The sequence below is a fragment of the Ekhidna lutea genome, assembly GCF_900188325.1.
GTDB lineage: Bacteria > Bacteroidota > Bacteroidia > Cytophagales > Cyclobacteriaceae > Ekhidna > Ekhidna lutea.
The window spans coordinates 49,256-69,249 of the sequence record NZ_FZPD01000005.1 but is presented as its reverse complement, the minus strand read 5'-3'; the positions used below and the strand labels follow the sequence as shown (position 1 = coordinate 69,249).

Sequence of the window (19,994 nt, the reverse complement as noted above, 5' to 3'; positions counted from 1 at the left end):
TTTCGGGTATTTTTATTCGATTTCGACGAAAAGCAGGTTTTCACAAACCAATTTGAATCACCAATAAGCAGTTATCCCTTTTATCATCTCATTACATTTGTATAATGAGGTCAATCAATTTGCGGAGGCTTGAAATCATTGCAGTAGGTCTTACCGCGCTTGGTAAATTTCTTTTTTATGATGTGCTGAATCAACAATTGATCTTCATCCTTATCATGTTTATCTTTTGGGGAGTCTATATCACAAAACGTATCAAACAATCACCCGAAAGTTTAAGAGAATGGGGCTTTCGAATAGATAATTTCACAAGAGTTTTAAAAACTGTGCTTCCGTATGGAATTGTTGCGATAGTCGCCTGCGTCAGTATCGGGATGATCAGGGATACCATAAATATACATTGGCATATTATACCGATCCTTCTCCTCTACCCTATTTTCGGCACCCTACAACAGTTTCTATTGATGGCTTTATTTGCAGGCAACCTGGAAAGCACAGGTAGGTTTAGTAAGGTGTTTATTATAATTATTACTTCAACCTTGTTTGGATTACTGCACTACCCATATTGGTGGCTGGTGGTTGGAACATTTCTTTTAGCTATCCTCTATTCAATTATTTATTTAAGAGAAAGAAACCTTTACGTGCTTGGCGTCTTTCACGGTTGGCTTGGAGCAATCTTTTACTACACGGTTGTTGAAAAAGATCCTTTCATTGAAGTTTTTGGCTGGTTGATTAGGCAATAGATCGATAAAGTATAATTGTCATGTGAAATACAAACCACTGCATATTTCCATTTATGCAGTAACAAAATTCGTCTCAACCGTACTACCTATGTAGTAACCCACGTGCCATGATCAAAAAAGCACTATTCCTTATGAGCCTTACGTTTGCTATACCTACATTCAGTCAGGTCGCAGATACTACCACCATTTTTGATGAGTTCAATCAATTTTTATTGGACGAAATTGTATTTGGTTTGGTGGACTATGGAAAGCTTAGTGATAATCCTCAAAAACTAAATAATCTGGTGAATCAGATTGCTAGTTATGACTTAATTAATAAATCACAAGATCACAAAACAGCTTTTTATATCAATGCATACAACATTATGGTGATTAAGCAGATCACAGATAATTACCCTGTAAAAAGTCCAATGGATATTGCCGGCTTCTTTAAAGTGAAAACCTTCAATGTAGCCGGTGAGCTTCTCACGCTAGATGCAATTGAATTCACTAAGCTTATTGGTCCGACCATCGATCCCAGAATACACTTTGCTTTAGGCTGTGGGGCCAGGAGCTGCCCATTCTTAAATGACAATGCATTCTTTCCTGATAAGCTTCAGGAGCAACTGGATTTCAGAGCGGGCCTTATCATAGATCGACCAAACTATGTACATGTGGATCAAAAGAATGAAAAAGTTATCCTAAACAAAATATTTGATTGGTATGGAGACCAATTTATCAGCAATGCCGGTTCGTTGATAAACTACGTCAATAAATATCGATTCTATAAGGTACCGGAAAATTACAAAGTAGAATTCCAGGAGTACGATTGGTCGCTTAATGACCGATAAATAGTAAGGGTAGTTGTTGGTTGGGTTTTTATACTAAAAACTAAACCTAACCTTGAAAAACCGGAAACAAATATGGATCCTTTTGGGAGGTATAGCTGTGGCAGTTTTGCTTCTTTTATCAACTCCAAAACTGCTGAATGTGATGCAGCTAATTTCTTTGTAATGATTTAGTCGATTTCTGAATTAATCGCTGAAACGAAAAAGGGTATAGCCAATTGAAAATTGATAGACCCAGCCCTTAAAACCATCGTCTACCGGCATTCTTGTTAATCCAAAAATATATTTTGTACTGAATTGAAAGCCTGAAGGTGTATCCCATCCTACACCAAGAACTGAAGATAATTTAAGCTTTTCATAGGATGCTTTAATATCAGACCCATCCTCATCATTAGCACTTAATAGATAGCCAACTTCTGGTCCTAAGTGAATATTAAATCCACTTTGTGAATTAAGTTTAAGTAATATTGGAATATCTAGATAGTTTAAATTTATTCCAAAACTTCCTTCCTTAGAATATAGGATCTCCGGCTGCAAGCCTATTTTTTCGGACAATCGCACGTAACCATATGCGCCAAAATGAATGCCTTTATTTGCATCTGTTATTCCAGTTTCCGCGTAATTTAATCCTGCCCTTATTCCAATGCCTTCGGGGGTTTGACTGATTACTTTGGTTGTAAAAATCAGCGAAATAATGAGTATTAGATAGCTTTTCATGCTGCACTGCAATTTTAACTCCAAAAAAAAGCCAGAGCAAAATAGCCCTGGCCAATAATCAATTTCGGTTTCTTGTCCTTAGTTTCCTAGCTTAAAAAGCGTATATCCTATAGATATTTGGAATGTTTTGTTCTTGAATTCTCCTCCAACTCCTTCGTCATTGATGTCTGATAGTCCAATAACATATCTTGCTGTGAATTGAAGACCAAACGGCGCATCCCATCCAGCACCTAATGCAGCACTTAAATCACTATTCTTAAAAGATTCTTTTACGTCCTCACCATCGGTATTTTCAGCCGTTGTTAACATACCGAATTGGGGTCCCGCCTGAAGGTTAATTCCAGCAGGAAGATAAAACTTTAGCATAACAGGAATATTGACATAGCTGAGATCAAGATCATCACCATCAATACTAGTACCTTGTTTCGAGAATAATAATTCTGGCTGAATACCAATATTTGTTAATTTAATCAAACCATATGCCCCTACATGATATGAAGTAATTCCATCAGTATCAAAATCAGAACTAGCATTTGCAAAGTTAGCTCCGCCCTTAAGGCCAATACCAACTGACGCCTGGCTAAATGCCACTGCTGAAATAAATACAAGTGATAGCGTTAATAATGTCTTTTTCATTGTTATTTTAATTTGTTGTGCAACACTTAAATATAGACACAAAAAAAGGGTGAAAGCCACCCCTTTTTCAATAATTTCATAAAAATCTTACAGCGCAACCCCGATAAATGACTTAAACGCCAGTCCCATCAAGCCCGTTATCAACATTGTAATTCCAAGACCTTTGAGACCATCCGGCACATGTGAATACTTGAGTCGCTCGCGGATAGCTGCCAATGCAATAATTGCCAAAAAGAAGCCTGTACCGGAACCGAATCCAAACGCTGTTGCTTCAACGATTGTGTAGTCTCTCTGAACCATAAATAGTGACGATCCCAGTATTGAGCAGTTTACTGCTATCAATGGAAGGAAGATTCCCAGTGATCCATATAAAGACGGAGAAAACTTCTCAATGATCATCTCTACCAGCTGTACCATTGCCGCAATTACCGCGATAAAAATGATAAACTGAAGAAAGGTTAAATCTATGGTTGCAAAATCAGTCCCTATCCATGCCAGGGCTCCCTCTTTCAATACTTTTTCCTGAATCAACCAGTTGATAGGTACAGTAATCGTCAACACGAAAATCACTGCCATACCCAAACCAAAAGCTGTTTTTACTTTCTTAGATACCGCCAAGAACGAACACATTCCTAAGAAGTAAGCAAAGATCATGTTGTCAATGAAAATTGCCTTTATCGCTATATTAATTGCTTCCATAATTTCTAATCTCTTTTAGCTATCAGGTTAGTGCTCTACGTAACCGTTTTTAGTTCTCTGAATCCAAATAATTACGCCCAAAAGGATAAACGCTCCAATCGAGTCTACCATCAGTCCATTCGTTTGCAATGAAGTACCCATTAGCCCTCCTATTGATCCATATACATCAAACTCTAGTGGAGTACCAACGAAAACCGTTCCTCCTCCAAATAGCTCTCTAAAGAAGGCCACTACGAGGATGATCCAAGCATATCCAAAGCCACTACCAAAACCATCAAGGATGGAATCGTACGGCTTGTTGGCCATTGCAAATGCTTCCAAACGACCCATTACGATACAGTTTGTAATGATCAGCCCTACATATGCTCCGAGTACCTTGTACATGTCATAGCTATATGCTTTCAACACTTCACTTACCAGAGTTACGAGCGTAGCTATAATCGCCAGCTGTACGATAATCCTGATTCGATTCGGAATCATATTTCTCATCAAAGAAGTGATGAGGTTTGCAAAGACGATTACGAATATTACCGCAATCGACATAATCATTGTCGGCTTAAACTGTACTGTCACTGCCAAAGCTGAACAAATACCCAGTACCTGTACGGTAATAGGGTTATCTTCATTCAAAGGATCAGAAACGATTCGTTTCCTTCGCTTTGAAAATAAAGGCTCTGCAGGTTCTTTTGTCTTTAATGCTACAGCTGACTCTTCTGACACTTCTGCTAATTCAGTACTCATATTTTAGCTGTTTTGAGATTTCGTTTTTTCAATGAATGCTCCATAGCATTCCAAATATTTTTCAAGCATGGAGTTGACTCCTTTTGCTGTCATTGTTGCTCCCGAAAGACCATCCACCTCATGCTCTGAAAGGCCGGTATTTCCTTCTCCTTTCACCATTGTGATACTTACCAACTCTCCTTTATCGTTGTAGATTTCTTTTCCTATAAATCTATTCTGAACGGTTGCTTCAGTTATTCTGGCTCCCAGCCCCGGGGTTTCACTTTTATGGTCAAATGCAATTCCTTTCACTGTATTCAAGTCTGGGCCAAAGGCTACATAACTTGATATCCAATCCCAAAGCCCTGCGCCAAAAGTTGGAAAAATGTAGGCGTCTACTCCTTCACCGCTACCACTAAATATAAAAACAGGATAAAGTCGCTCTTGAGGATCAAGCTTGTAGTTCTTCTGAATGTTTACCTTCTCAGCAACTATTGGATTTCCCTTATCATCGGTCTCTACAATATTCCCATTGATATCTACCACGATTGCATTTACCTTCTCGTCGTACATACTCAGGATTTCATTCGGATCCACGATGGTTGAAATATCCATTACTGCACCCAAAATCTTCTTTTTGGTATCCAATTCTACCTGCTTGTCTTGCAGTGGCTTTAACCCTACTGAGGTAAGGGAAAGTGCACCTCCAAATACCACTGTTAACCCAATGGCAAATAGGATTACATATAAATTAGACTGTCGCACGCTTTAATCTCCTTTTTTTGTTTGCTTCTACTACGTAAAAATCAATAAGTGGCGCAAATACATTCATGAATAAGATCGCCAACATAATACCTTCAGGATATGCAGGGTTTATCACTCGGATCAATACGGTTATTACACCTATCAGGAATCCATAAATCCATTTGCCTGTTTCTGTATGCGCTGCGCTAACAGGGTCTGTGGCCATAAACACTGCACCGAAAGCCAGACCTCCAATCACCAAGTGATAATGAGCTGGCATTTCCATAAAGCTATTACCTCCTGTCAAGTTGAACAGTCCGCCCATCGCCAATGTTCCAAGTACTACGCTCAACATTATTTTCCAGCTGCCTACCCCTGTTGCTATCAACACTATCGCACCAATCAAACACATCAAAACAGATGTTTCACCGATACTTCCCGGGATAATACCCATGAACATATTCCAAAAATCGAACATGCCTGAATACCAATGGCCTGCAGCCAATTCCATCATATTTGTATTGTTTGCAGCTGCTTCTGCACCGTATGCAAGGATTGTTGCTCCTGAAAATCCGTCTACCGGAGTTTTATCTCCTAAATACGTCCATACATCTCCTGAGATTTGTGATGGATACGCGAAGTACAGGAACACCCTGGCGGTCAATGCCACATTCAAAATATTCATTCCTGTACCGCCAAAAACTTCTTTTCCAATTACCACAGCAAAAACTGTAGCCATCGCAACCTGCCATAGTGGTATGGTTGCAGGCATGACTAGTGGGATCAGCATCCCCGTCACTAAGAAGCCTTCTTCAACTGGTCTTTGGTAAATCACACAGAATGTAAACTCCGTTAAAAGACCAACACCGTATGATACTGCTATAATTGGAACTACTTTAAGTATTCCGATCCAAAACTTGTCCAAAAGAGTGGCTTCTACTCCGGTTGCAATAAAATGTTGATGTCCAACATTCCACATTCCGAAAATCAGACAAGGAATCATGGCAATGATAACCGTCATCATTAAGCGCTTCAGGTCAGTTGCGTCTTTTATTTGAGCTCCTTTTTTTCCGGTAATTATGTCGGGAGCAAAAAATATGGTTCTGTGACCCTCATAGATAGGATAGAACTTTTCGAATTTCCCTCCTTTTTCAAAAAGAGGTTTTAACTGATCAAATTTTTTCTGCAAAAATTTCATGTGTGCCTTATCCTTCTTTAATTAATTCGATTCCTTCTCTAAGTATTTCCTGAAGAGGGTTTTTAGAAACATCTACAAATTCACATAGTGCTACGTCCTCTTCAATTACTTCGTAAATACCCAAGGCTTCCATGTCATCATAATCTTCTGCCAATATTGCCTTGAATAAGTAAGTTGGTAAAATATCCATCGGCATCACTTCTTCAAAGGTGCCTGTCACCACAAAGTTTCTTTCTTCGCCGTGGGTGTTGGTATCTACCTTAAATTCTTTGTTTTTACCATTAAGGAAAGTAAGCATACCAAATGCACGATGGAAGCTAAGTTTATTAGTAGAGGGCAATATCCATCCCATAAACTCCTCGTATTTTCCTTCTGGAATAACGGTGATTTGATTGTGGTAGTAGCCAAGGTAACCCTCTGCTCCAACACCTTCACCACTCAGCACATTTCCTGAGACAAACCTGTTTTCAGTTCCCTCCACATTTTCAGCAAGTTTATTCAGGCAAGCACCTGCATACATTTTGGCGTAACCCCGTTCTTTCATTTGAGATCCGGTAAGCGCTACTAGCCTTGAGGTGTCGTAAACACCTTCAATGAAAAGTTTACCAATCAAAGCAACGCCTACAGGGTTTACAGTCCATACAATGTCGCCCTTTGAAATTGGATCTAGGTGGTGAATCTGAACACCTACATTGCCAGCCGGATGAGGCCCGGATACTTTATTTAGCTGTACGTTCTTTGTCTGAGAGAACAGTTGAGATACTTCAGCTTTCCCATCCACATTCATATGAATGGTTCCAGCGGTAAATTTCTTTAGAATATCAACACCGGCTTGAAAATATTGCTCCTGCCCCTGAAGGACAAAGGCATAATCTGGCGCAAGTGGGCTGGAATCAAAAGTGGAAATGAAAATAGCTTTTGGGGTATCAGTAGGATCAGCAACACATCCATATGGTCGCTGGATCACATTAGTCCATCCACCAGACTTTTTCAGTTGCTCCAGGGCATCCTCTTTAGATATACCGTTAATATCTGATGGAGAATACTTTTTGAATTTTTCAAATTCAATTTCTTTATCTGCAAGGATTTTCACTTCAAGCACCTTACGTTTTTCACCACGTTTGATTTCTACTACCTCTCCACTCACAGGTGAAGTGTATAGAATATCTTCAACGTTTCGTTCGAAAAACAATGGCGAACCGGCTTTCACATTGTCACCTTCTTTCACTATCACCTTCGGTCTGTTTAGACCATTAAAATCTGTAGGCTTTAATGCGTAGGTATCCGGTTTCGGTACTTCTATTGTCTTATTTTCTGCCTTTCCGGCCAGGTTTAAATCAAACCCTTTTTTCAGCTTAATTGTCTGAGACATATTTCTTACTTGGGAGAACGTCTAAAAAACGAGGCAAACTTAATCAATCTAGTTTTTAACGCCCGTCAAAAGTTCAATAAAAAAGCGGTTTAGTCTTGTTTGAATTGATAACCAGGTGGCTTCACCAATATTTGATGAATTAAGCAGGAATTGGTTCGTTATCTTTCAGGAAATCTGCAACCTGCTCCATCAACCATGTTGGTGTAGATGTAGCACCACAAATTCCGATGGAATCACCCGGATTTATCCATTCAAGATCGATTTCTTTCTCGCTTTCTACAAAATAACTTCTCGGATTATTGCTTAAGCATACATTATAAAGTGCTTTTCCATTTGAGCTTTTTCTACCCGCTACAAATATGATCACATCGTGCTTCTGAGAAAATCTTTCCATGTGTGGCTCTCGATTAGAAACCTGTCGGCAAATGCTGTCATTGGCATTAAAGTCTTCAGATACAGTAAGTAGCCCTTTGGACTCAATCCGATTTTCGATCTGCTCTTTTAGCTGGTAAAAGCCTTTGGTGCTCTTTGTTGTTTGTGAGTAAAGCGTAATTGGTCTGGAAAAATCTATCTTATCTAAATCCTCCTCTGTAGTTACAATGATTGCATCATTTCCGGTTTGACCAGTCAAACCAATTACCTCAGCGTGACCCGGTTTTCCATAAATGACAAGCTGTCCGTTTTTATTTTTCACAACATCGTATGCATTCTTCACTCGGTTTTGGAGTTTGAGAACAACCGGACATGAAGCGTCAACAAGTTCAATATTGTTTTTAATTGCTATCTGATAAGTCTCAGGCGGTTCACCATGTGCACGGATTAGGACTTTACAGTCTTTTAGGTCTTTAAGTTCATCTCTGGTGATTGTCCTTAAGCCTTTATTGTAAAGGCGCTCCACCTCCATTGAATTGTGTACAATATCTCCAAGGCAATAAAGCTCCTGACCTTCGGCCATTTCATCTTCAGCCATTTGAATGGCGAATTCAACACCGAAACAATATCCAGAATTTTCGTCTATCTCAACCTGCATAAATTATCGATTCAGCTAATGCAACAATTTTATCAATCTGTTGATTCAAAGTTAGATGAGAAGTGTCAATTTCTTTTGCATCTTCCGCTTGCTTCAATGGACTATATTTTCTCGAACTATCAACCCTATCCCTCTCTTTGAGATTTTCCTTGATCTTTTGTAGTGATTCATTGATTCCTTTTACATCCAGTTCTTTCTTCCTACGTTCTGCTCTTATATCCATATCTGCAGTCATAAAAAGCTTGAGCTCAGCATCTGGAAAAACTACAGTCCCAATATCTCTACCGTCCATCACAACTCCTTTTTCCTTACCCATCTCACGTTGCTGATCTACTAACTTTTCCCTCACTTTCTCTATGGTGCTAACCGAACTTACGTGGTTATTCACCTCCATAGTTCTCAACTCTCCATCAAGAGGTTGGTTATTCAATAAGAGCTTCTTGCCTTGAAATTCAATGTGGCATTGCTCCAGACCTTTGACTAATTCTTCGTTATTAGAGTAGTCAATCTTGTTTTGAATGAAAAACCATGCTACCGCCCGATACATCGCTCCACTATCAATGTACGTGTAACTAAGCCGACTGGCCACTTGTTTGGCTGTAGAGCTTTTTCCAGTACCAGAATAGCCATCAATAGCGATTACAATCTTCTTCATTAACAATCTTTGATCGGGCAAGGGATGGGCTTACCTCTTTTAATTTTCTTTTTGTTTTTGTTGTGGGAAGAAGAAGGTCCCTTCCTGCACCCTTCAGATCCAATTAAAATGACTCCAAGAATCAACATCAATATGGTCTTTGAAATTCTCACGATATTCCTGAAACTTCCATTGCTCTGTCTACTTTTTTAACTAAACCCTGTAACACTTTTCCTGGTCCACACTCTGTAAAGCTTGAGGCACCATCAGCCATCATGTTTTGCACAGATTGTGTCCACCTTACAGGAGATGTTAATTGGAGCACAAGGTTCTTTTTGATATTGTCAACATCAGAATAACCTTTTGCATCCACATTTTGATAGACAGGACATTTTGGATCACTGAAGTTAGTATTTTTAATGGCCTCTGCTAATTCCTCCCGTGCTGGCTCCATCAAAGGTGAATGAAAAGCACCTCCAACAGGGAGCACTAACGCTCTTTTTGCTCCAGCTTCCTTTAATTTTTCACAAGCTGCATTAACTGCCGCGACCTCTCCACTTATCACCAATTGTCCAGGACAGTTGTAATTTGCTGCAACAACCACTCCGTCAGTCTCTGCACACACTCTCTCTACAACTTCATCTTCCAGTCCGAGAACTGCCGCCATGGTAGATTCCTGCATCTCACAGACTTTCTGCATAGCCATTGCCCGTTTAGAAACCAGAGATAATCCATCTTCAAAACTCAAAACACCATTAGCAACCAAGGCTGAAAATTCCCCTAACGAATGACCTGCTACCATGTCCGGATTGAAATCATCTGAGGTGAGTGCTGCAACCACGCTATGAATAAAAATAGCTGGTTGGGTCACTTTTGTTTGCTTCAACTCTTCATCCGACCCTGAAAACATGATGTTTTTAATATCGAAACCGAGAATGTCATTCGATTGATCAATTAAGGCTTTTGCTGATGAATGGTTATCATAAAGTTCCTTGCCCATTCCTGAAAATTGGGCTCCCTGGCCTGGGAAAACGTATGCTTTGCTCATAGGTATTTGTTTATACAGCTACAAAAGTAGCCAATCCATTTAATCGAGAAACCGACTTTTCAATTCAGGTGATGGAATCATGCATTGATCCTTTTTACCAAACCATTTGTAGCGGTTTTTCGCAATGATATCATAAACCCAATCCCTTAAGAATTTGGGGATAATGATGAAGGCGTACATTATTGGCCATCCTCCTGAAATGTTCTTAGCAATAGTCAGAGCTGCACTACTTTTCGTCTTGATGCCAGATCGTTGTTTTAATACAATGCTTTGAATTGAATCTTCACCAGTAAAGGTTGAGGGTAGGTTTTCCTGCGCATACTTTGACTGCAATGAGGCAAATAAGAATTTTTCTTTTGGATCTCTTTTGATAACAAAAAGAACAGAAGAGTTGCACAGGTTACAAACTCCGTCAAAAAAAATGATTGGTTTTTCTACCGAATAATCTGCACCCATCCGTTTATGACTTCAACTTCATCTTCGGGATTTAATCTGGTGAATCTAACTTCTGCTGAGTAATAGTATACACCAGCAGGTAATTCCTTGCCAGATTTATTCGTGCCATTCCAATTGATAAAAATGGTCTTTTCTGTGTCTTTTGAATCGTGCTCAAATACTTCAGCCCCTGCCCTATTGAAAACTTTAAACACCACAGATTCAACGAATCTATTGCAGTTATCAGCATCTTTTAGAGGTCTGAAGACATCATTTTTATCATCACCATTGGGCGTTATTACATTCGGTAAAACATATCGTGGGCAATTATCATTACAGATTACCTCAGATAGTTGGCTTTCATTACCTGACCGGTCCACTGCGGTAATCATATAACAACCTGCCAGGGAGCTTAACCCACCATGTATATAACCCATTTGATTTGTTTGATCCAGTAACGTAAATGTCCCTTCATCACCACTCCTGGAAAAATAGATGCGATAGAATTGGATATCATCATCACATTCAGCCGCGCCATCCATTTGCCAGGTAAACTCATTGGCAAACTGATCTGTTATCCCACATGGGATAGATTCTAGCTGCTGCTCACATGTTAATGAAGCATTAAATGTTATTGATATTGGTGGACAAGGAGGTATGGTATCATTGGGCTGAGCACAGATGATCTGTGAACTGTTAATCAATGGCTCTGGTAACAAATCATTGTCATAGGAACCTTGTGTGGTGATGTAATAACAATATTCTATTTCCTCATCCAGATCTATGCCATTAAACCTTCCATCATCAAGGTAGCTAAACCCTTCTCCAGTTACATCCACTGAATCGATAAGCTGTAATCCAAAAATTTCACGGGCATCTACATTATCCCTGTAGATGTAGTGATATGGGAACTGTTGAACATTGTTCGACCAGGGCACATTCGCCTCCCAGTTTAGTCGAATGCCACCAACCAATGGAGCCGGACTCAACCAAACCGAAGATGCCTGCTGTGAGGTATCGACCGCCTGATTTGTATTGTCATACAACACAATCCGATAGGAATAGGATTTATCCATTGTATTGAGGCCTGTATCGCTAAAAGTGGTATCTGTAGAAGGTCCGCGAACTGAAGTAAAGCTTCCACCAAATCCCTGACCTTCTTTCCTCAAAACCTCATAAGTATATGTCGGCGGAAAAGCAGCCTGGTTTATTTCATACGGAGGTGTCCACCTTACCTCTATTTCTCCGTTGGTCTCACTTGTTTCTTTCACATCTACCGTGGTGATGATAGGCACATCTATCACAAGGCTATCACAAGCCTCTGCAGAGGCAATACTCAACCCTCCGGCAGGATCAGGAAAGGAGGCTACCAATCTGTAACAATACTTGGAGCCCGGAGCTAACCCTAGCGGACTATTTGTATCCAGGTATGAGGTTTCTGAGATATCCAGCGTCTCAATCAGTTCATATCCGGAATTTTCAGGTATGCCCGGATTACACGTTGGGTCAATATCAAACGCCCCTACCCTTCGCCACACCTGCATTGAGTCTGCATTACTACATGAATAGGGATCCCAATTAAGCTCAATCCTTCTTCCTGGCTTGGTATCAGCAACCAAGCCCGTAGGTGGTGGCCCTACCACTGTAATACGCCAGGTTTCAAAGTTTACCTGCCCGGGAGCATTTGGCACGTCAGGAATATTGGGATCATCCGTAGCTTTGAACTGTACCTCGTAGGGTGCCAATCGCACCTGGCCGCATGATGTCTGCCATTCGAAGTTTAAGACAGACGGTGGGCCCTGAAATTGTCCGGGATCCGGATCAACTGTTGGTGAAGGACTTAGCTCGAACGGTCCTCCAAAAGCCTCGATCTTTACAGGATCACCATCGGGATCTGTACCTGTAATTACTCCGGTAACTATTTCTCCGGCAATCACACAGGTATCTTCCGGAACCTCTAGCTCAGGTGGGTCATTTTCGTAGTTCCAAATAATGATCTGCATATCACGCGTTACAAAACCCAGTCGTATCAACTCGCCGTTTACTCTTCGCCATTCTTCAACCACAAAAGCAACATTAAACTCACGGTTCTCCATATCGGGAATGGTAGCTCCTCCTGGTGCATCCCATATAAGTGTGCCTGTTACTGGGTTTATTCTTAATTCAGGAGGGCCATCTCTCATACTATTTCCTTCATTAAAAACATCGTAAAAGGATGGATCAATCAACGACTGATAACCATTGACCTCCAACCCTTCATCTTGCTTTGGAGTAGTAAAAAAATAGGACAGGCTATCACCATCAGGGTCAAAAGCACCGGGATTGTGTTCAAAGATTGCCCCAACAACTCCCTGATCAATCGGTGGTACGGTAAAAAATGGAGTACTATTGACAATAAGTGGGTCGATAACCACTAAAGTTTCTACATAAAATGAGGTGCTAATAGACCCTGCAATGTTTTGAATTTCAGCGTTTCTAAAATCTTCCTTATAACTCACCAGATAGTTAGCTCCTCCCGCGTACGTATGTGTTAAGGTAAACTGCCATTTCTCCACCCCATTTCCTAAATCTTCTATTTGCCCCCAGGGTATCGTTTCACCCGGATCGTCTCCATAGAGTTCTCCATCTCCAAAATCAAATACGCCTTGACCAAAAGGAACACCTTCTACATCCCTGTATCCGATAAAAGTGAACTGGTAGGTTAGCCCCGAAACCCGTTTTGCAATAACCTCACCAGCACGAATGTGTGTTGCCTTTGAAATAAGCGCTAATAAAGTGAAGATCGAAAGAAATAAATACCTTAGATACCGCATAGAGATGTTTGAACTAGTGTAAATCTATAACGCTTTTAAAACACAATAAGTAAATATCGAACAAGAATTGTGCTTTAAAAGTTATTTACTGAACAATGTCAAGAGTTTTAATACCTACATTGAGTAAGAATATTATTTAGAACCATTCAAAATGAAATTTGGAATTGTCTGACAAGCATTCTGAAATTACCTTTGGCGCAAATCCAATAACCTTAAACTAAATGAGCAAGCAACTTTTTTCAGGCAGCATCGGCAGAAAATTTGCCATGGCGCTATCGGCGCTCTTCCTGATCATATTTTTATTGCAGCATTTCACAATAAACTTCACGTCAGTTTTTAGTGAAAAAACATTCAATGAGCTATCCCATTTCATGGGCACAAATCCACTCATTCAGTTTGTCATGCAACCAATTCTTATGTTTGGTGTGGCCTTCCACTTCATCATGGGGTTTGTTTTAGAAATTAAGAATCGCAATGCGCGAGCTGTGAAATATGCCAAGAACAATGGAGCAGCTAATTCATCGTGGATGTCGAGAAATATGATCTGGAGTGGTTTATTCATTCTGTTTTTTTTAGGATTCCACTTTAATGACTTCTGGATTCCGGAAATGAACTACAAGTACATCGAAGTAAAGGCTGAAGACCCGGATCGATACTATGATGAAGTGGTTCACATGTTCGAGAATCCAGTCAGAGTAATCATTTATTGCCTGTCATTCGTATTTCTTGCGCTGCACCTGCTTCACGGATTTCAGTCCGCTTTTCAATCGATGGGTGCACGTCACGATAAATACACGCCGGCAATTGAGAAAATTGGTCGTGCTTACGCGATTTTGATTCCTGTTGGATTCATTTTCATCGCCGTTTTTCATTATGTCAATTCCCTTTAAGAAATAAATAGGTATGTCAACATTAGATTCAAAAGTACCTGAAGGTCCAATAGCTGAGAAGTGGACCAATTATAAGAACAACATTCGGTTGGTTAATCCAGCTAACAAGCGATCCATTGATGTGATTGTGGTTGGGACAGGACTAGCAGGAGGATCTGCTGCCGCATCACTTGCGGAGCTGGGCTACAATGTAAAAGCATTCTGCTATCAGGATTCTCCCCGACGAGCGCACTCCATTGCTGCTCAGGGTGGTATCAATGCCGCAAAAAATTATCAAGGCGATGGTGATTCCACCTATCGACTCTTTTATGATACGGTGAAAGGTGGTGATTACCGATCCAGGGAAGCAAACGTGTATCGTTTGGCAGAAGTATCGGCAAATATCATTGACCAGTGTGTAGCTCAGGGCGTTCCGTTTGCGAGAGATTATGGTGGGTTGCTTGACAACCGATCATTTGGTGGTGTGCAGGTTTCCCGAACTTTTTACGCTAAAGGACAAACCGGTCAGCAATTGCTTCTAGGTGCATATTCTGCTATGTCCCGCCAAATTGGAAAAGGAAAAATCCAAATGTACAACCGTCACGAAATGATGGATGTAGTAGTTGTGGATGGGAAAGCAAGAGGAATTATTGCAAGAAATCTAGTAACAGGAGAACTGGAAAGACATTCAGCACACGCTGTGGTTATAGGTTCAGGTGGATACGGTAATGTATTCTTCCTTTCAACCAATGCGATGGGGTCGAATGTCTCAGCAGCATGGAAAATCCACAAGAAGGGTGCATTCTTCGCTAATCCTTGTTACACTCAGATACACCCTACTTGTATTCCTCAGCATGGCGATCAGCAGTCGAAATTGACATTAATGTCAGAGTCGCTAAGAAATGACGGAAGAATTTGGGTGCCTGCTAAGAAAGAAGATGCGGAAGCCATCAGAGCTGGAAAATTGAAACCAACAGACCTGAAAGAAGAAGATCGGGATTACTACCTGGAAAGAAGGTATCCTTCTTTTGGTAACCTGGTACCTAGAGATGTAGCTTCACGAGCTGCAAAAGAACGATGCGATGCTGGATTCGGCGTGGGCACTAATGAGAGCGGAGAAGCTGTATACCTGGATTTCAGTTCTGCTATCATGCGTTATGGGAAGGAAGAAGCTAATATAAAAGGCATTCACAATGCATCCGAAACTGAGATCAAAGAACTCGGAACGAAAGTGGTTGAAGCCAAGTACGGCAACCTTTTCCAGATGTACGAGAAAATCACAGCGGATAATCCGTATGAAACACCAATGAAAATTTATCCTGCGGTACACTATACCATGGGTGGTGTTTGGGTTGATTATAACTTAATGACGACAATCCCCGGATGTTATGCGATTGGTGAAGCAAACTTCTCTGATCATGGGGCAAACAGACTTGGAGCATCTGCTTTGATGCAAGGTCTGGCCGATGGGTACTTCGTACTTCCTTACACCATTGGTGATTACCTGGCGGATGATATCCGAACCGGAGCAATTCCAACGGATTCAAAGGAATTTGAAGAAGCTGAGAAAAGCGTGCAGGAGCAAATGGATTTCTTCATCAACAATAAGGGAAAACATTCAGTTGACTACTTCCACAAGCGACTCGGAAAAGTGATGTGGAACAAAGTAGGGATGGCCAGGAATGAGAAAGGCCTCAAAGAAGCAATCGAAGAAATCAAAGAAATTCGTGAACAATTCTGGAAAGAAGTGAGTGTTCCGGGTAATGCTAACGGAATTAATCAGGAGCTTGAGAAAGCCGCTCGAGTGGCTGATTTCCTTGAATTAGGAGAGCTTTTCGCCAGGGATGCGCTGGAAAGAAAGGAATCTTGTGGTGGTCACTTCCGAGAAGAGTATAAAACGGAAGAAGGTGAAGCCATGCGTGATGACAAAAACTTTACCTACGTAGCAGCCTGGGAGTATACCGGTGAGCCATCGAAGGCTAAACTGCACAAGGAAGATTTGAAATACGAAAACATAGAACTGAAAACACGTTCTTATAAATAAGATATTATGTCAGCAACAGAAGGATTGAATTTAACACTGAAAGTCTGGAGACAGAAAAGTGACAAAGAAAAAGGTAAGATGGAAACCTATCAGGTTTCAGGCATCTCACCTGACAGCTCTTTTCTGGAGATGATGGACATATTGAATGAACAGCTTATTGCAGAGGACAAAGAGCCGGTGGCTTTTGACCATGATTGTAGAGAAGGTATCTGCGGCAGCTGCTCCATGTTTATAAATGGCGAAGCACATGGTCCCGGTGAGATGATCACCACCTGTCAGCTTCACATGCGTGAGTTTAAAGATGGCGAAACAATCTACATTGAGCCATGGAGAGCTAAGGCTTTCCCAGTGATCAAAGATTTGGTTGTGGACAGAAGTTCTTTTGATAGAATCATGGCCTCTGGTGGTTTTGTGAGTGTAAACACTTCAGGAAACACCCAGGATGCCAACGCCATTCCAATTGACAAACATGATGCGGACAAAGCATTTGATGCTGCAACGTGTATTGGATGTGGCGCGTGCGTTGCTACGTGTAAGAATGCGTCAGCAATGCTATTTGTATCCGCTAAAGTTTCTCAGCTCGCTTTGCTCCCACAGGGAAAAGTGGAAGCGAAAGAGCGTGTACAAAACATGGTGAAGCAAATGGACGAAGAAGGATTTGGAAACTGTACCAACACGGGAGCTTGTGAAGTAGAATGTCCAAAAGGAATCTCTCTCGAGAACATTGCCCGCATGAATCGGGAGTATTTAAAGAGCAGCATTAGCTAAACTCAAATCAACTCATTACAAAGCCGGTTTCAGACCGGCTTTTTTTATGCTTTCTAAATTTTAACGTTTTTTTAACACCCTTCATCCCAACCCGAATCCTTTCGTGTAACCATTTTTGATACAATCGAGTATTGTCGCTAGCTTAATCTGACTCAAAAACTCAAAAGACTATGCTAAAGACATTTATGCTCGTAGCTCTCCGGAGCTTTAAGAAAAACAAACTATCCACCTCAATCAATGCCATTGGGTTGATATTGGGCTTCTCCACTTTCGTAGTGTTAGCCTCATTTGTATACAATGAAATTTCATACGATCGATGGCATGAGAAATCAGCAAGAATCTATCGTTTCACAACCATTGATGAAGCCATTGGGGTTTCCAGCAATGAGGTAGCCATTACCAATCCCCGAATGCCGCAAGCCGCAGAAGAGGAAATTCCAGAAGTTGAGATCGCTTCACGGATGATCTACGCAGGTGAACAACGGATGGAAAAAGGAGATGTCGGGTATTACTCCGAACATGCACTTTACGTTGAAAATGATTTCTTCGAGATTTTTGACTTGCCGGTCCGCGAAAGAGAGGAAACATTGGGAAAATTCAACCAGCCCCATAAGCTTATCTTGACGGAAGCCTACGCTGAAAAGGTATTTGGTGATGAAGGGTCAGTTGGACAGATTTTAACCATCAATGATCAATCATGGGAAGTGGTAGGACTTATGGACAATATCACCCAGAATTCGCATCTGGGATTTGACGCATTAATGTCCCTCTACCCTGCTCAATCCGATTCTTCCCTGGCCCAATACATTAATGGCTGGGGTGGTCTTGGGATGCTGGGGTATGCCGTACTATCGGAAGGAGCAGATGAACTGGAAGTGGAAAAGAAGATGGCAGATATTGCGCTTGCCAATGATGTCAATGATTTCTGGGTTCCGCAATTGCAACCACTTGAGGAAATACATCTTGGCTCTGCAGGCCTTCTGTTTGATTATTACCATCAAAACAAAGGCGATCAGGTGTATGTATATGCACTATCAGGAGTAGCAATCTTCATTTTACTCATTGCAGCTTTCAACTTTGTAAACCTGACCACTGCTCAATCAACTACCCGCGCCAAGGAAGTTGGGATACGGAAAGTAGTAGGTAGCTCAAAAGCATTGCTGATCGGTCAGCATATGATTGAATCTATTCTGCTTGCAACCATGGCAATGGTTATTTCTCTATTTCTGGTTTCCATGCTCACCAACAGCAACAGCCTGAACTTAAACTTCGATTTACTTACCCTGATGGGGAACTCACCAATCCTACTTCCGGCATTCCTCCTTCTTGGTATTCTCATTGGCACGCTGGCAGGTATTTACCCATCATTCATACTTTCCAGCATCAAATCGGTTAATATCCTGAGAGGTAAATTCCAGACCAGCTCAAAAGGAATATGGCTCAGAAAAACGCTGGTAGTTCTGCAGTTTGTTGCTGCGATAGGCATGATATGCACCACATTGATTGTCTCTAAACAAATTGATTACATCAAGAACAAACACCTCGGATTTGAAAAGGATCAGGTGATCAACATAAATGTTGGAAATCCCGGGCTTGCCAGTGGGATGGAAAACTTTAAAGAAAGTCTGGACAACTATTCCAATGTTATCAGTACCGGCTATTCCAACAACATGCCGGGAAACACCTTTGGACGAGGGGGTGTGAATGTAGAGGGTGGCAATGAGGATGAGCCATGGATTGTAAGTGTCATGTCGATGGATGAAAACTACCTGGATGCGATGGGTATGGAGCTGGCTGCCGGTCGGAATTATGACCCAAGCTTCGGCGCGGATCAGCAAGAGTCGATTATTATCAATGAAGCCATGATGGAATCACTGGGCTGGGATGAAGCTGTAGGTAAAAATCTGGTTTTCGGAAATAACACCACGCGAAAAGTGGTTGGCGTGATTAAGGATTTTCATTTTTCCAGCATGCGGCATAAGATTGAGCCGTTGATGATCTATTACAACCCCGGTCCTAACAATAATCTCGTTCTTAAGGTCAGCCCTACGAACGTACGTGAGACCTTGGATTTCCTGGAAGCGGAATGGAATGCAACCTTTCCCAATTATCCATTTGATTACCAATTCTTTGATCAGGAGTTCAATCAGATCTTCGCTTCTGATGAATTGTTTGCCCGACTGGTGAATACATTCACTTTGCTTTCCATTGTGCTCTCAGCTCTTGGCTTATTTGGGCTTTCCTTTTTTATGGTGGAGCAACGCAAAAAAGAAATAGGCGTACGGAAGGTATTGGGATCTACCGTACGGCAGATTGTGCAGCTACTAATGAAAGAATTTGTTATCCTGATAATTCTGGCTAATGTCATCGCTTGGCCAATAGCTTTCTACTTCCTGAAAGGATGGATCAGTGATTTCCAGTACCGCATCGATTTATGGGGTATTGATAACCTGGCAATCTACCTTTTTGCCGGTATAGGGGCCCTTCTTGTGGCGATGATAGCAGTAAGTTACAAATCTATCCGCGCTGCGCTATCCAACCCGGTAAATTCGCTGAGGGATGAATAATTACAATTAAAAAGAGTTTCATCAAAGTCCTCCTCTGGAGGGCTTTGATGTTTATTGGTTTTGATTAACCGTATTATTATACATTTAAAAACGTTTATATACGTTTATTAATACGCTTAATTGCCCTAAGAAC

At 41.1% G+C, this 19,994-nt stretch carries 18 protein-coding genes; 6 read left to right on the top strand and 12 right to left on the bottom strand.

Annotated features, from left to right (window positions below; genetic code table 11):
* The first annotated feature begins 104 nt into the window (after positions 1 to 104).
* Positions 105 to 740 carry a CPBP family intramembrane glutamic endopeptidase gene (locus CHB71_RS14330; protein ID WP_089357632.1) on the top strand — a complete coding sequence of 212 codons (636 nt, stop codon included), beginning with the start codon at positions 105 to 107 and terminating at the stop codon, positions 738 to 740.
* A gap of 107 nt (positions 741 to 847) precedes the next feature.
* Positions 848 to 1,570 carry a DUF547 domain-containing protein gene (locus CHB71_RS14325; RefSeq protein ID WP_089357631.1) on the top strand — a complete coding sequence of 241 codons (723 nt, stop codon included), beginning with the start codon at positions 848 to 850 and terminating at the stop codon, positions 1,568 to 1,570.
* A 183-nt stretch (positions 1,571 to 1,753) separates the two neighbouring features.
* Here the strand turns inward: CHB71_RS14325 and CHB71_RS14320 are convergent, their stop codons facing one another.
* From CHB71_RS14320 to CHB71_RS14265, 12 genes are all read right to left on the bottom strand, one after another.
* A complete protein-coding gene (locus CHB71_RS14320) occupies positions 1,754 to 2,284 on the bottom strand; it encodes a porin family protein (RefSeq protein WP_089357630.1) in 531 nt (176 codons plus the stop codon).
* A 78-nt stretch (positions 2,285 to 2,362) separates the two neighbouring features.
* Positions 2,363 to 2,920: a porin family protein gene (locus CHB71_RS14315; protein ID WP_089357629.1), complete on the bottom strand. Its 558-nt coding sequence runs from the start codon at positions 2,918 to 2,920 to the stop codon at positions 2,363 to 2,365.
* A gap of 87 nt (positions 2,921 to 3,007) precedes the next feature.
* The gene (nqrE, locus tag CHB71_RS14310; protein WP_089357628.1) at positions 3,008 to 3,619 is read right to left on the bottom strand and encodes an NADH:ubiquinone reductase (Na(+)-transporting) subunit E; all 612 of its coding nucleotides are present in this window, start codon (positions 3,617 to 3,619) and stop codon (positions 3,008 to 3,010) included.
* 27 nt (positions 3,620 to 3,646) lie between these two features.
* On the bottom strand, positions 3,647 to 4,360 hold the full coding sequence (locus tag CHB71_RS14305) for an NADH:ubiquinone reductase (Na(+)-transporting) subunit D (RefSeq protein ID WP_089357627.1): 714 nt from the start codon (positions 4,358 to 4,360) through the stop codon (positions 3,647 to 3,649).
* A gap of 3 nt (positions 4,361 to 4,363) precedes the next feature.
* Positions 4,364 to 5,104: an NADH:ubiquinone reductase (Na(+)-transporting) subunit C gene (gene nqrC / locus CHB71_RS14300; protein ID WP_089357626.1), complete on the bottom strand. Its 741-nt coding sequence runs from the start codon at positions 5,102 to 5,104 to the stop codon at positions 4,364 to 4,366.
* Positions 5,091 to 6,281 (bottom strand): NADH:ubiquinone reductase (Na(+)-transporting) subunit B, encoded by a 1,191-nt coding sequence (locus CHB71_RS14295; protein ID WP_089357625.1) that lies wholly within the window; start codon positions 6,279 to 6,281, stop codon positions 5,091 to 5,093. Before CHB71_RS14295 ends, nqrC begins: the two co-directional genes overlap by 14 nt.
* A gap of 7 nt (positions 6,282 to 6,288) precedes the next feature.
* Positions 6,289 to 7,653, bottom strand: a complete 1,365-nt coding sequence (locus CHB71_RS14290; protein WP_089357624.1) for a Na(+)-translocating NADH-quinone reductase subunit A — start codon at positions 7,651 to 7,653, stop codon at positions 6,289 to 6,291.
* Positions 7,654 to 7,792: 139 nt separating this feature from the next.
* Positions 7,793 to 8,683, bottom strand: a complete 891-nt coding sequence (locus CHB71_RS14285) for a 4-hydroxy-3-methylbut-2-enyl diphosphate reductase (protein ID WP_089357623.1) — start codon at positions 8,681 to 8,683, stop codon at positions 7,793 to 7,795.
* Entirely contained in the window at positions 8,673 to 9,338 is a 666-nt protein-coding gene (gene cmk, locus CHB71_RS14280) for a (d)CMP kinase (protein WP_089357622.1), read from the bottom strand. The genes CHB71_RS14285 and cmk overlap by 11 nt, the downstream gene beginning before the upstream one ends.
* Before the next feature lie 148 nt (positions 9,339 to 9,486).
* A complete protein-coding gene (gene fabD, locus CHB71_RS14275; RefSeq protein ID WP_089357621.1) occupies positions 9,487 to 10,365 on the bottom strand; it encodes an ACP S-malonyltransferase in 879 nt (292 codons plus the stop codon).
* A 39-nt stretch (positions 10,366 to 10,404) separates the two neighbouring features.
* Positions 10,405 to 10,821 (bottom strand): thiol-disulfide oxidoreductase DCC family protein, encoded by a 417-nt coding sequence (locus CHB71_RS14270; protein ID WP_089357620.1) that lies wholly within the window; start codon positions 10,819 to 10,821, stop codon positions 10,405 to 10,407.
* On the bottom strand, positions 10,800 to 13,613 hold the full coding sequence (locus CHB71_RS14265) for a T9SS type B sorting domain-containing protein (protein WP_089357619.1): 2,814 nt from the start codon (positions 13,611 to 13,613) through the stop codon (positions 10,800 to 10,802). The genes CHB71_RS14270 and CHB71_RS14265 overlap by 22 nt, the downstream gene beginning before the upstream one ends.
* 221 nt (positions 13,614 to 13,834) lie before the next feature.
* Here CHB71_RS14265 and CHB71_RS14260 point away from each other — a divergent pair, with 221 nt between their 5' ends.
* The 4 genes from CHB71_RS14260 (at position 13,835) to CHB71_RS14245 (ending at position 19,861) form a co-directional block, all read left to right on the top strand.
* On the top strand, positions 13,835 to 14,503 hold the full coding sequence (locus CHB71_RS14260) for a succinate dehydrogenase cytochrome b subunit (RefSeq protein ID WP_089357618.1): 669 nt from the start codon (positions 13,835 to 13,837) through the stop codon (positions 14,501 to 14,503).
* A gap of 13 nt (positions 14,504 to 14,516) precedes the next feature.
* Entirely contained in the window at positions 14,517 to 16,526 is a 2,010-nt protein-coding gene (locus tag CHB71_RS14255; protein WP_089357617.1) for a fumarate reductase/succinate dehydrogenase flavoprotein subunit, read from the top strand.
* Between the two features lie 24 nt (positions 16,527 to 16,550).
* Positions 16,551 to 17,294, top strand: coding sequence for a succinate dehydrogenase/fumarate reductase iron-sulfur subunit (locus CHB71_RS14250; protein ID WP_221406750.1), 744 nt, complete (start codon positions 16,551 to 16,553; stop codon positions 17,292 to 17,294).
* Between the two features lie 170 nt (positions 17,295 to 17,464).
* Positions 17,465 to 19,861, top strand: a complete 2,397-nt coding sequence (locus tag CHB71_RS14245) for an ABC transporter permease (protein ID WP_089357615.1) — start codon at positions 17,465 to 17,467, stop codon at positions 19,859 to 19,861.
* Positions 19,862 to 19,994 lie beyond the last annotated feature (133 nt).